The organism is Mycobacterium sp. 012931 (genome assembly GCF_000419295.1).
Lineage (GTDB): Bacteria > Actinomycetota > Actinomycetes > Mycobacteriales > Mycobacteriaceae > Mycobacterium > Mycobacterium marinum.
In genome coordinates this window covers 2,828,978-2,841,040 of sequence record NZ_AOPX01000001.1, presented here as the reverse complement: position 1 = coordinate 2,841,040, position 12,063 = coordinate 2,828,978, and the positions used below count along the sequence as shown (strand labels likewise).

The window sequence follows — 12,063 nt, the reverse complement described above, 5'->3', positions numbered from 1 at the left end:
AACGATCTCTCACCCGTCCCCGGCCGGCTGGCCAGTCCGGTTCAGGGATACCCGCGCGGGCCCCGTCGACCCGCTCAACCGGCGCCAATCCTCGTACAGGAGTTTGCATCCCAGCCACCCGAAGACGAGCGGGAAAACGAAGTACTGATATTGGGTCCACGCCAGCGCAAGCAGGGTATCGGCCACGCCGCCGGCCATGTTCTTGAAGCCCCCGAACACTTCGCTGAACGAGAAGATGAAGGTAGCCACCACCGGTTCTCCTGCTCCCAGGACTGGGATCAGGTACCGCATCGGCGAGCGTCTCTTGTTGAGCCGCCAAAACGCCAGCGCGCCGGCGATGTTGCCGAAGGCATAGATCTCCAGGGTGAAGAACGTCGGATTGTGATTGACCGTACGAAGGTCAACCGAACCAAATGAGGCCAGGTCCCACCAGTACATGTGCAGGACGTTCTCGCGCAGCCACGGGGTGTAGGCGACGATATCGCCCAGGGTGTGCAGGTCGTGGAAAACAAACGGCGAAAAGATCACCCAGGGGATCTCCCAGAGCAGGTTGGTTATCGCGTAGGAAACCATCCACAACACCAGGCACTCGTGAAACAGCGCCATCCGCGGCCGCTTGCGCGCCCCGGGGAGCAGCAGCGGGATGAACCAACCGTTGAGCCAGATGCTGATGCCGTAAAGAGACGTTTTGGTGCTGGTCGTGAAGTCCAGCACGCCCAGGTAGAACAGCGCCGCAAAGATCGCGGTTGCGCCCCAGAAGATCGCGGTCCACACCGCGAACGCCCGCCACGTCGAGGAGCTGACTCGGCGCTCTTCGCCAGCGCCGGGCAAAAAGCGGTCGGTGGTGGGACTGGCCAGTGCGGTCATCCGCATCGCCCGGCCCGTCTCGTCGACCCCGTCGTCTGCTCCCGGGCGACACCGACGCGTCCCCATTTGCCGCATTTCATGCCCTCACCACCGGCCCTTGCGTCTGTCGAAATATCGACATACCGTTCGATATTTTGACGGACACCGTAGACCCAGCCTCAGTTTCCAGTCAAGGCTCGTCCCCGCCCACCGAGCGGGTCATCGCGGTGCTGGAACTGCTCGGCCATAATTCGGCCAAGCAGTTCTCGCTGGCCGAAATCTGCCGCGGCCTCGGCATCAGCCGCGCCACCGGTCACGCCATCCTGACCACGCTGGCCGCGCGGGAGTGGGTGATCAGGGATCCCGAAACGTTTCGCTACAGCTGGGGGCCGGCCATCGCCGGATTGGACACGCCGACCACCGCACAGTTACACCGAGGCGATCTGCAAGAGCTGGCCGCCGCCACCGGCACCCAAGTGATGCTGGCCCGCCGGGAAGACGCCACGCTGGTTGTCATCGACACCGTCGGCGAGTGCCCGCGCGGACCGCGGATCTCGCGGGGTATGCGCACACCGTTCGTGGCTCCGATCGGACGAGACTATGTCGCCTGGTGGAGCCCGGATGCCCAGCAAGACTGGCTGCGGGCATTCGGGGCGCCAAACCCCCGGTTTCTGCAGCGAATGACATTAGTACTCAACCAGATTCAACGGCGCGGCTTCGTCGTCGAACGGCTCACCCGGCAGTACGTTCGGGTCTACACGGCGTTGCGCGCGCTCAGCGCCGACGGCGAGGTCGATGAGATCACCACCCAATTGGCCCGCGCTTATGCCGACCTGGCCATCATCGACGTCTTGGATGAGGAGCTGACCAGCGGCGCCACCCACAGTGTCGCCACGATCTCGGCGCCGATCCGCGGGCCCGACGGTTCGGCCACCATGACCGTGATGGCCACGGTATTTGCCAACCTCGACGGCGCCGGCATTCGCAAGCTCGGCGAAAGACTGCGCCGCAGCGCACACGCCATCGAGCAACGCAGCGCGCGCCCTAGCGCGTGACCTGGCACGCACCAGACGACGTCGTCGGTCCGCTAATTCGCCGATGCCCAGATGACGCCCAGATTCTGTCGTCGCCAATTGGCTGTTTTGGCCGCCGGCCGGAGTTTGCAGGCGACATAATCTCCCGAGGAGTGGTCCGACGAGTAGCGGCGCGGAGAGGGCAGTCATGTCAAAGGCATTCCGGTTGCCGGTCATCATCCTGGCCGGTTGCGCGGTCATCGCCGGATGCGCATCCGGGCGGCCCGCACCACCGGCAGCATCTGCTCCGAGTTCGTCGACATCGGCCGTCAACCCGGCCACCCCGATGACGACGCGCACCGGCGCGAGCCCAACCACCACCGCACCCTGCGTCGGACTGTCGATATGCCCGCCCCCACCACCGGACGCCGAGGGAAACCCGGCCTGCTTCTATTCCGACGGTTGGCAGCCCACTTCGTCCGGATCGGGTATCGAAGTGTGGTATTTCCATGAGCCGCAAGACATGTCGAAGTCCGGCAAGGTGACCGCGGTGGTGCGCAAGAAGGACGGCAGCAACGAGTCCCAAGAGGCCGTCATCGAAGCCGGCCAACAAGTGCATCGTTTCGAGTTTCCGACCGTCGACCAGTCCGCCGTCGACGAAGTGTTCCTCGACACCGGCAATAGCCGCTGCTTCGTCACCGGAGGAAGCAGTTGATCCGCGCACACCGGGCCACCAGATCGGCGGCATCGGTCATGCGCGATCCCCTTTGGGAGGTGGCGGGGGCGAACCGATGAGCGCCTGCATGGCCCGATGCGCGCGCAGGACGATCGCCGCCCGGTCCGCTCCGCTGCCGCGGTGCACGTGTGCGGCGTTGTCACCGGCGATGACAACCGGACCGTTGGCCAGGTTGTCCAGACCCTCACGGGCTACGTCGGCCGGATCGGAAACCAAGATTCCCGGCGCATCGAAGTTCAGCCCGGCCCGCTGCATCGCCGGCGTGCGGGTCACCCCCAGCACGAGTTCAAGCACATCCACGCCGGCTTCGCGCAGCTCTAGCCAGAGGCTTTCGGCGAACAGCCGGCTGAACGCCTTGGCACCGGCGTATGCCGACTGCCGCATCGCTCCGTAGGTGGCCGCCGTCGAACCGACCAGCAAGATGCCGCCGCGGCGGCGCGCCCGCATCGGCCGCCCGAAGTGGTGCACGAGTTCGAGCATCCGCGTCACGTTGAGGTCGATCACCCGACCCAGTTCGGTTAGCTCGGCATCGAGGAACTGTTCCCGGCAGGTGTTGGCGCCCGCGTTGTAGATCAACAAGCCGACCTCGAGGTCGGCCGTCTCGGAGCAGATCAGCGCAACCGCCTCGGGATCAACGAGATCCACGGCAATCGTGCGCACGTGCACGCCGGTCTCCCGGCAGCGTCGCACCGTATCGGCCAGCGGCCCGGATGCGCGCGATCAGCACCAGATTCAGCCCGCCGCCAGCCAGCTGCCGGGCGAACTCGGCGCCTACCCCCTCCGAACCGCCGGCGATCACCACCCACGGACCGTATTTGGTCATGTCGGTCATGGTTGAACAGCGTGGCACTGGCAGCGCCCGCCCGGTCCACGTGGGGGACCAACTCCTTACAGTTGCCCTCATGAACACCGCCTTGGACATCACCACCAACGGACCGATCCGGACCTGGACGATCAACCTGCCCGATGTGGGCAACGCGATCACCGGAAGGGACTTCATCGCGGCATTCGAGGCCGCGGTCGACGACGCGAACATCGACACCAGCGTCCGCGCGGTCATTCTCACCGGGGCCGGCAAGATCTTTTCGGGGGGCGGCAACGTCAAGGAAATGGCCAACCGCGACGGGATGTTCGGCTTGGACGCGCTCGAACAGCGGCAGGCTTACACCGACGGAATCCAGCGCATTCCGCGCGCACTGGCCCGTCTCGAAGTCCCGCTCATCGGTGCGATCAACGGCGCGGCCATCGGCGCGGGCTGCGACCTGGCGATGATGTGTGACATCCGGATCGCATCGCAGCGAGCCTCGTTCGCGGAGAGCTTCGTCGCGCTCGGCATCATCCCCGGCGACGGCGGCACCTGGTTTCTGCAGCGTGCGATCGGCTACGAGCGCGCCGCGGAGATGACGCTGACCGGCGACCGCATCGATGCCGCAACGGCTCTCGAATGGGGCATGGTCAGCCGGGTGGTGCCCCACGACGATCTGCTGCCGCAGGCACAGGAGCTGGCCGAGCGGATCGTCAAGAACCCCGCGCACGCGTTGCGCATGGCCAAGCGACTGCTGCAAGAGTCCCGGGTCGGCTCGCTCGAGTCGACGCTGGGGATGGCCGCCGCCATGCAACCACTTGCCCATCGCGACCCCGAACACCAACAACGCATTGCGAAGTGGCGGACGCGCTGATGGCGCTGCCCCGGTTGGCGCCACCCGCGGGGGCCCTCGATTCCCCCCGGGCCGATGTCCTGCGCGGCGAGGTCCGCGCATTTCTTGCCGAGCAGTCCGCCGCCGGCGGGTTCACCCCCTCGGTTGATGCCTGGCTGTCGGCGTGGGATGAGGACTTCACCGCCGCGCTCGCCGACCGCGGCTGGTTGGGCATGACCGTGCCCGTCGAGTACGGCGGACACGGGCGCACGTTCCTGGAACGATTCGTCGTCACCGAAGAACTGCTGGCCGCCGGTGCACCCGTGGCCGCCCATTGGATAGCCGACCGTCAAATCGTGCCGTCACTGCTCAAGTACGGGACCGAACTGCAGAAGTCGCACTTCCTGCCTCGGATTGTGCGCGGTGAGTGCTTTTTCGGCATCGGCATGAGCGAGCCCGATTCCGGTTCCGATCTGGCCAGCGTGCGGACCCGGGCGGTACGCGGCGAGGGCGGTTGGCTGTTGTCGGGCACAAAGGTATGGACCTCGGGGGCACACCGCGCCCACGCGTTCATCGTGCTCGCGCGCACCGCGCCGGTGGACCCCGACCACAGGCATGCCGGGCTAAGTCAATTCATCGTCGACCTACGCGGGCCGGGGGTCCAGACCCGGCCGATCATCTCCATGAATGGCGCCCACCACTTCAACGAGGTGATCCTCGACAACGCCCATGTACCCGACGAGATGGTGTTCGGGGCAATCGGCAACGGCTGGACGCAGGTGACATCGGAACTCAGCTTCGAGCGCAGTGGACCAGAGCGCTTCCTGTCCACCTTCGTATTGCTGGCTGCTACCGCCGAAAGCATGGCCGAGCAACGCTTTACCCGCGACCAGCAGCTCGGGCGACTGGTGGCGCGCATCGCCGGCCTGCACCAGATGTCCGCCGCGGTGGCTGGCGCACTTGAGCGCAACGATCCCGCCGACCTACCTGCGGCGGTGGTCAAGGTGCTGGGCAGCAGCACCGAGGGCGACATAGCCGAACTCGCCGACCTGGCCGACTCGACCGACCTGGCCGACTCGGGCGCCCCGCACCGCCCGCGCGATCCCGAGTTCGCCGCCCTGGTCACCGCGGCGCTGGACCAGCGGCCGGGCTTCACCCTGCGTGGTGGAACCAACGAAGTGCTGCGCGGTGTCATCGCGCGGGGATTGGGACTGCGATGAGCGCCACCGTGCACACCGTCGACCCCGCCCTGGTGAACATGATGGAGGCGGTCTTCGCCCAGTACCGCACGTCGCATCCCCCCACCGAGGCAAGCCGGCGCGATCCGGCGCTGTGGCAGCGACTCGAGCAGCTTGGCCTGGCCCGTCTCACCGGTGCGGAAGACAGCGGCGGCAGCGGGGCCAGCTGGTATGAGGCGGCCGAGTTGCTAGCTGCAGCGGTACGCAACGCGGTGCGAATTCCGTTGGCCGAACATGATCTGTTGGCTTGCTGGTTGCTCGATGCCCATGACATGGGCGCCGACGCCGCGGTAAGAACGGTGTGTCTACTCGACGCCGATGGGGTCACTACCGAGGTTCCATGGGCCTCTCACGCCGACCGCATCGTGGTGATCAGGCAATCGGCTGGCGAATACCGCCTTGCCGACGTCGATGCGCAGACACTCACTATCACTCCCGGCGCCAACATGATCGGCGAACCGCGTAACACGGTCCGTGCCGACCATCTCGACCTTCGGGGTGTGCCCACCACCGGAGCCGTGGTTTCAACGCTGAAGTTCAAGTCGGCACTGGTGCGGGCGATCCAGGTCTGCGCGGCGCTGGACCAGATTCTGCATCTGTCGGTTGAGCACGTGAGCTCACGCGTCCAGTTCGGCCGTCCGCTGGCCAAGTTCCAGGCGGTACAGAATCTAATCGCCGACATCGCCGCCGAGACCGCGCTGGCCAGGGCAGCGACCGAGGCCGCACTCACCAAGGCCGTCACCAGTCAATGGTCGGCGCAGAACTTGGACTTTCTTGTCGCGGTTGCCCGCTCGTGCGTGGGCCACGCCGTCTCGGTCGTGGTGCGCAACGCCCACCAGGTGCATGGCGCCATCGGCACCACCGAAGAGCACCGGCTGCACGAATTCACGCGCGCGGCATTGGCTTGGCGTTCGGAGTTCGGCTCGGTCCACTATTGGGACGAGCAGGTGACCAAGGCCGCACTGCACGCGGGCGGCTCCGGGTTGTGGGGTCTGATTACCGGGTAGCCGGGCCGGAGCGCTACCGCACCACAACGGTGCTCGGTGTTCGCGGTGCACCCAAGATGTGCCGGTGAGACGGCGGGTGGTGTCCGCCCTCGTCGGTGATGCCGTAGCGCTCGGCAAGCTCGGCGCCGATCACGGTTTGTCCGCTCAGCTCGCCCAGAGCGGAATCCCGATACAGTGCATCGATCAAATAGCCGGTGAATTCTGGGGTTTCGGCGTGCTCAGCGGTCTTGGCGAGCGTGCGCTGACCGTCTGGGTGTTGCCCGAATGCGCCTCGCAGCTTCTCGGTCAGCAGGATGCCCATCCAGATCGACACCGTTGCGACGCCGGTGTCATGAAAGTCCACCGCCATGTCGGCGGCCATCTTGTCGATACCGGCCTTCTGCGCCCCGTACGCCGGGCCGTGCATGTAACACACCGACCCCGGTGACGAGGTGAAGGCGATCAGGCCGCGGCCGCCGGCCACCAGAAGCGGTGCGGCATAACAGGATGCGACATAAGAGGACCGCAGACCGACATCGAGTACGTCGGCCAGCGCAAGCGGCTTCTCCCAGAACGGCTTGGGGTCGACCAAGTCATCGGAGATCGCCGCGGCATTGTTGACCAGCAGATCAAGGCGGCCCGATTCCTGCTGCACCCGCTCAAACAGCGCGGCGGTGGCCGTGTCATCGCGATGGTCGACCCGGACCGCGACTCCCCCGGGCGGCGCGTCGGCGACGCTGCGGCTCGTCGCATACACCCGCCAGCCCCGCGCGGCCAGAGCCGCCGCGATACCACGCCCGGCCCCACGGCTCGCCCCGGTCACCACCGCAACCAACGCCTCGTCACTCATCACGGTCCCGAATCTTCACTGAATCACGCACTGGAACAACATTTTTCAGTCTAGGACTGACCCGCATCCAGCACCCCGGCCGGAGCGGATGCGCCCCGGGCAATGACGACCGGTATCGAGGTAGCCGCGTCGGTGCGCAGGATCGTGTGCACGATGTTGACCAAGTCCTCGACCGGCATCAACTTGCCTGGCATGCAGCCACGCGCCAGCCAAAGCGGATAGGCCTTCATAGCTAGCTCTCTATCCCAGCCGATGTTCATGCCGGTCTGAGCATCGCCCTCGCCGCCGGCGCACTCTCCGACGATGACGCAGGTGAACCCGATTTCCGGGTGTTCGGCTCGCCACGCCTCCACGAGTCGTTCCAGTGCCGCCTTGCTGACGCCGTAGGCACCCAGGCCAGGCCATGGGGGCGCGTGGCTGCCCGCGTCCGAGGAGAGATAGACCGGCCTTGCCCGCGGCGGCCCTCAGTTGCGGCAACGCCGCCGCCGTCGCGAGCGACGCGCCTATGACGTTAGTGTCAAAGACCCGCCGCCAGGTGTCGGCGTCGGTTTCGGCCAGCCGAACGAGGGGGCTGATGGCGGGGGCGTAGACGAGGTTGTCGATCCCCCCAAGCGCGTCGGCCGCCGCGGCGAGCGCCGATCGGCACGACGCTTCATCGGTAACGTCGCATTCGACGGCGACGGTCCCCGGCCCCGCTTCCTTGGCGGCGGCCCCCGTTCGCTCGCGCCGCCGGGCCAGAAGTGCGACATGATCGCCACGCCGCGCAAGTCCAACACCAATGCAGCGCCCCAGCCCGCTCGAGGCTCCGATCACCACGGTCTTTGACATAACCCGCCTTCACCAGCCGATGTCACTCCCCCCGGCGCCATGGCCTGGAAGGATGCCAGCGCGATTCCCTTCGATCCACGGCGCGCAAGGTCGCATCGACGCTGCGCGAAGAGCCCCGCGCAAGCCACAGCGTATCGACCGTACCCGGACCGCGTAAGGCGTTCGGTGGCCCGAAGATCGCCGACGTCTACTCGGTGACCGCTTGCAGCACCACGCTGCTGCGCGCGTCAACGACGATCGTGGCCGCCGCCGGCAGAGCCCCGGCCGAAGTCGCTGTTGCGGCAGCGGTAGCGACCACAACCCGCCAACCGCTGCCGAACTCCACCGGCGGGAGGGTGAAGTCGATGGGCTCGAAGTGAGCGTTGAAACACAGGATGAACGAGTCATCGAGGACTCGGTGGCCACGCATGTCCCGGTCGGCGATGCCCTGACCATTGAGGAAAACGGCGATCGACTTGGCGAAACCGACCCCCCAGTCCTCGTCAGCCATCTCTGATCCATCCGCGGCGAACCAAGCGATGTCGGGCAGCCCCGCTTCGCCACGGCGACCGACCGGCTTTCCGTTGAAGAAGCGCCGCCTACGGAATAGCGGGTGGTTGGCACGTAGTGCGGACACCGCATGGGTGAACTCCAGCAGGCCGGTATCGACGTCGGACCAGTCGATCTAGGTGAGCACGCTGTCCTGGCAGTATCCGTTGTTGTTCCCGTATTGGGTACGCCCGAGCTCGTCACCGTGCGAAATCATCGGGACACCCTGCGACAGCATCAGAGTAGCGATGAGGTTGCGCTGCTGACGGGCCCGCAGCGCATTGATCGCGGGGTCATCGGTGGGCCCTTCCACACCGCAGTTCCACGAGCGGTTATGGCCCTCGCCGTCGTCGTTGTCCTCCCCGTTGGCCTCGTTGTGTTTGTCGTTGTAGGACACCAGGTCGCGCAGTGTGAACCCGTCATGGGCGGTGACGAAGTTGATCGAAGCAACCGGCCTTCGCCCGGTGTGCTCGTAGAGGTCGGCCGATCCGGACAATCGGTAGGCGAACTCATCGAGCGTGGCCGGCTCACCGCGCCAGAAGTCCCGAACGGTGTCGCGGTACTTGCCGTTCCACTCCGTCCACTGCGGCGGAAAGTTGCCCACCTGATAGCCGCCGGGGCCCACATCCCACGGCTCGGCGATGAGCTTGACCTGGCTGACGGTTGGATCCTGTTGCACGAGTTCGAAAAACGTCGCCAACCGATCGACCTCATAGAACTCGCGCGCCAGGGTAGCCGCCAGATCGAACCGGAAGCCATCAACATGCATCTCGGTGACCCAGTAGCGCAACGAATCCATGATCAGCTGCAGCGAGTGCGGATGGCTGACATTGAAGCTGTTGCCGGTTCCGGTGTGATCCACGTAGTAACGCATGTCATCATCGACCAGCCGGTAGTAGGCGGCGTTGTCGATACCACGCATAGAGAGCGTGGGCCCCAGATGGTTGCCCTCGGCGGTGTGGTTGTAGACGACATCGAGGATCACCTCGATGTTCGCCTCGTGCAGGGCGCGCACCATCGCCTTGAACTCCTGAACCTGGCCCCCTGGCAGCATGGCGCTGGAATATTTCGGGTCGGGCGCAAAGAACGAGATCGTGTTGTCGCCCCAGTAATTCGAGAGATTCTTGTCGGCCAACGTCGAGTCGTTGGCGAAACGGTGTACCGGCATCAGCTCGATCGCGGTGACACCGATGCTTTTGAGGTGGTCGATGATTGCCGGGTGCGCCACCGCGGCATAGGTGCCACGTAGCTGTTCGGGTATGTCCGGATGGGTCTGTGTCAGGCCTTTCACGTGTGCTTCGTAGATGACCGTGTCGGCGTAGTGGTGGTCGGGGGGCCGATCGTTTGCCCAGTCGAAATAGGGATTGATCACCACCGCTTTGGGCATGCTGGCCGCGGAGTCCTCGTCATTGCGGCTCTCGGGGTCACCGAAGGTATAGCCGAACAGCGACTGGTTCCAGGCGAATGTGCCTTCGATCGCCTTCGAATAAGGGTCCAGCAGCAGCTTGTTCGGATTGCACCGGTGCCCGGCGCGGGGATCGTGGGGACCGTGGATGCGGTATCCGTAACGCTGGCCGGGGTCGATGGCCGGCACATACGCGTGCCAGACGAACCCGTCAACCTCAGGCAGTTCGACCCGGCTCTCCGTGTCGTCCGCATCGAACAGACACAGCTCGATCCGCTCAGCGACTTCGCTGAAGATCGCGAAATTCGTACCCATACCGTCATACGTCGCGCCCAGCGGGTAGGCCCGGCCCGGCCAGACCTCACCGGTGGGTGTGGGAGCAACGGCGGTGCCAGCCATGGCGAACTTGATACCCGATCGGCGTCGCGGTCAAACGGCGCGACGGCCCGGTGGGCACCGCACGATCAGGCAGTTTGAACAAATCTAGAAATTTATCTATTGATTGCACAACTCCTCTGATATGTTCAAAACATGCCAGCGGTCGCCCCTCCGGCGCGCTGGCCGCACTACCTGGATCAGGGCAGTGACCACACTGAGAAAGGATCGTCATGACGTCCGTGGCGCAACCAAAGTCGGAAAATCCGGTCCAGCAATGGCGAGACCGGAAGCGATACCTGTGGCTGGTGGGATTGGTGCTGCCGACGGCATTGCCGGCAAGCCTCGCGCTGGCATGGGTGTTCGGCAAGCTCGGCTGGACCGCCGTCACTCCGGTGTTGTGGTGGATCGGGCCGTTCCTGCTCTACCTGCTGCTACCGGCCCTGGATGTGTTCTTCGGCCCAGACGGCGAGAACCCTCCTGACGAAGTGATGGAGCGCCTGGAGAACGACAAGTACTACCGCTACTGCACCTACGCCTTCATTCCGCTGCAGATGGTCAGCCTCGTCTTGGCCTGCTACCTGTGGTCGGCCGACAACTTGAGCTGGCTGGGACTGGGCGCAGGACTGGGCCTGATCTCCAAGATCGGTCTCACCATGACCATCGGAGTCGTCGGCGGGGTGGGCATCAACACCGCCCACGAATTGGGACACAAACGCGAGAACCTGGAGCGGTGGCTGTCCAAGATCACCCTCGCCCAGACCCTGTATGGCCACTTCTACATCGAGCACAACCGCGGCCACCACGTCCGCGTCTCCACCCCGGAGGACCCGGCCAGCGCACGGTTCGGTGAAAGCTTCTGGATGTTCCTCCCGCGCAGCATGTTCGGCTCGCTCAAGTCCGCATGGGAGCTGGAAAAGAGCCGCATGCAACGCATCAACAAGCCCACCCTGAGCATGCGCAACGATGTGCTCAACGCCTGGATCATGTCGGTGGTTCTGTTCGGCGCGCTGACCGCCGTGTTCGGCTGGCAGGTGCTGCCATTCCTGATCATTCAGGGACTGTTCGGCGCATCACTGTTGGAGTCGGTCAACTACCTCGAACACTATGGGCTGCTGCGGCAGCGCACCGCTTCGGGGCGCTACGAACGCTGCGCACCCGTGCACAGCTGGAACTCCGACCACATCGTCACCAACATCTTCCTGTACCACCTGCAGCGGCACAGCGACCACCACGCCAATCCCCTACGCCGCTACCAGACGCTGCGCAGCATGGACGGCGCCCCCAACCTGCCCAGCGGCTATGCCACGTTGATCACGCTGACCTACTTCCCGCCGCTGTGGCGGAAGCTGATGGACCACCGCGTCATTGAGCACTACGACGGCGACATCACCAAGGTCAACATCGATCCGCGCAAGCGCGACAAGATCCTCGCCACCTACGGTGTCCGGTGATGGCCGCTTACCACTGCCCGGTGTGCGACTACGTCTACGATGAAGCTGTCGGTGCCCCGCGCGAGGGGTATCCGGCGGGCACCAGCTGGGCCGATGTCGATGAAACTTGGAACTGCCCAGACTGCGGCGTCCGGGAGAAGATCGACTTCCAGCTACAGGAGGCCTGA

At 65.2% G+C, this 12,063-nt stretch carries 9 protein-coding genes and 3 pseudogenes; 7 read left to right on the top strand and 5 right to left on the bottom strand.

Features of this window, described 5'->3' with window-relative positions:
• Window positions 1-9: 9 nt before the first annotated feature.
• Window positions 10-933, bottom strand: coding sequence for a hypothetical protein (locus tag MMSP_RS12570; protein WP_235065735.1), 924 nt, complete (start codon window positions 931-933; stop codon window positions 10-12).
• 68 nt (window positions 934-1,001) lie between these two features.
• Here MMSP_RS12570 and MMSP_RS12565 point away from each other — a divergent pair, with 68 nt between their 5' ends.
• Both MMSP_RS12565 and MMSP_RS12560 read left to right on the top strand, forming a co-directional pair.
• A complete protein-coding gene (locus MMSP_RS12565; protein WP_036426474.1) occupies window positions 1,002-1,901 on the top strand; it encodes a helix-turn-helix domain-containing protein in 900 nt (299 codons plus the stop codon).
• A gap of 166 nt (window positions 1,902-2,067) precedes the next feature.
• Window positions 2,068-2,574, top strand: coding sequence for a hypothetical protein (locus tag MMSP_RS12560; RefSeq protein WP_020786897.1), 507 nt, complete (start codon window positions 2,068-2,070; stop codon window positions 2,572-2,574).
• Between the two features lie 36 nt (window positions 2,575-2,610).
• Here MMSP_RS12560 and MMSP_RS12555 read toward each other — a convergent pair.
• Window positions 2,611-3,427, bottom strand: a pseudogene (locus MMSP_RS12555) (SDR family NAD(P)-dependent oxidoreductase).
• A gap of 70 nt (window positions 3,428-3,497) precedes the next feature.
• Here MMSP_RS12555 and MMSP_RS12550 point away from each other — a divergent pair.
• The 3 genes from MMSP_RS12550 to MMSP_RS12540 are packed head-to-tail and all read left to right on the top strand — an operon-like array spanning window position 3,498 to window position 6,477.
• Window positions 3,498-4,274, top strand: a complete 777-nt coding sequence (locus tag MMSP_RS12550) for a crotonase/enoyl-CoA hydratase family protein (RefSeq protein WP_015356358.1) — start codon at window positions 3,498-3,500, stop codon at window positions 4,272-4,274.
• Complete coding sequence (locus tag MMSP_RS12545; protein WP_036427239.1) at window positions 4,274-5,452, top strand: acyl-CoA dehydrogenase family protein; 1,179 nt, start codon at window positions 4,274-4,276, stop codon at window positions 5,450-5,452. Before MMSP_RS12550 ends, MMSP_RS12545 begins: the two co-directional genes overlap by 1 nt.
• The gene (locus MMSP_RS12540; RefSeq protein WP_020786893.1) at window positions 5,449-6,477 is read left to right on the top strand and encodes an acyl-CoA dehydrogenase family protein; all 1,029 of its coding nucleotides are present in this window, start codon (window positions 5,449-5,451) and stop codon (window positions 6,475-6,477) included. The genes MMSP_RS12545 and MMSP_RS12540 overlap by 4 nt, the downstream gene beginning before the upstream one ends.
• A gap of 13 nt (window positions 6,478-6,490) precedes the next feature.
• Here the strand turns inward: MMSP_RS12540 and MMSP_RS12535 are convergent, their stop codons facing one another.
• The 3 genes and pseudogenes from MMSP_RS12535 to glgX form a co-directional block, all read right to left on the bottom strand.
• A complete protein-coding gene (locus MMSP_RS12535) occupies window positions 6,491-7,306 on the bottom strand; it encodes an SDR family NAD(P)-dependent oxidoreductase (RefSeq protein ID WP_036426473.1) in 816 nt (271 codons plus the stop codon).
• A 50-nt stretch (window positions 7,307-7,356) separates the two neighbouring features.
• Window positions 7,357-8,122, bottom strand: a pseudogene (locus MMSP_RS12530) (SDR family oxidoreductase).
• A gap of 199 nt (window positions 8,123-8,321) precedes the next feature.
• A pseudogene (gene glgX, locus MMSP_RS12525) lies at window positions 8,322-10,466 on the bottom strand (glycogen debranching protein GlgX).
• Window positions 10,467-10,675: 209 nt separating this feature from the next.
• Between glgX and MMSP_RS12520 the strand changes: the two are divergent.
• Together MMSP_RS12520 and MMSP_RS12515 are read left to right on the top strand one after the other, a co-directional pair.
• Window positions 10,676-11,896, top strand: a complete 1,221-nt coding sequence (locus tag MMSP_RS12520; RefSeq protein WP_015356363.1) for an alkane 1-monooxygenase — start codon at window positions 10,676-10,678, stop codon at window positions 11,894-11,896.
• The gene (locus MMSP_RS12515) at window positions 11,896-12,063 is read left to right on the top strand and encodes a rubredoxin (RefSeq protein ID WP_015356364.1); all 168 of its coding nucleotides are present in this window, start codon (window positions 11,896-11,898) and stop codon (window positions 12,061-12,063) included. The genes MMSP_RS12520 and MMSP_RS12515 overlap by 1 nt, the downstream gene beginning before the upstream one ends.

Bases quoted from the DNA above. Each gene is read 5' to 3' on its own strand.
- MMSP_RS12570 (WP_235065735.1), bottom strand. From the start codon at position 933: ATGGGGACGCGTCGGTGTCGCCCGGGAGCAGACGACGGGGTCGACGAG.
- MMSP_RS12560 (WP_020786897.1), top strand. From the start codon at position 2,068: ATGTCAAAGGCATTCCGGTTGCCGGTCATCATCCTGGCCGGTTGCGCG.
- MMSP_RS12550 (WP_015356358.1), top strand. From the start codon at position 3,498: ATGAACACCGCCTTGGACATCACCACCAACGGACCGATCCGGACCTGG.
- MMSP_RS12545 (WP_036427239.1), top strand. From the start codon at position 4,274: ATGGCGCTGCCCCGGTTGGCGCCACCCGCGGGGGCCCTCGATTCCCCC.
- MMSP_RS12540 (WP_020786893.1), top strand. From the start codon at position 5,449: ATGAGCGCCACCGTGCACACCGTCGACCCCGCCCTGGTGAACATGATG.
- MMSP_RS12535 (WP_036426473.1), bottom strand. From the start codon at position 7,306: ATGAGTGACGAGGCGTTGGTTGCGGTGGTGACCGGGGCGAGCCGTGGG.
- MMSP_RS12520 (WP_015356363.1), top strand. From the start codon at position 10,676: ATGACGTCCGTGGCGCAACCAAAGTCGGAAAATCCGGTCCAGCAATGG.
- MMSP_RS12515 (WP_015356364.1), top strand. From the start codon at position 11,896: ATGGCCGCTTACCACTGCCCGGTGTGCGACTACGTCTACGATGAAGCT.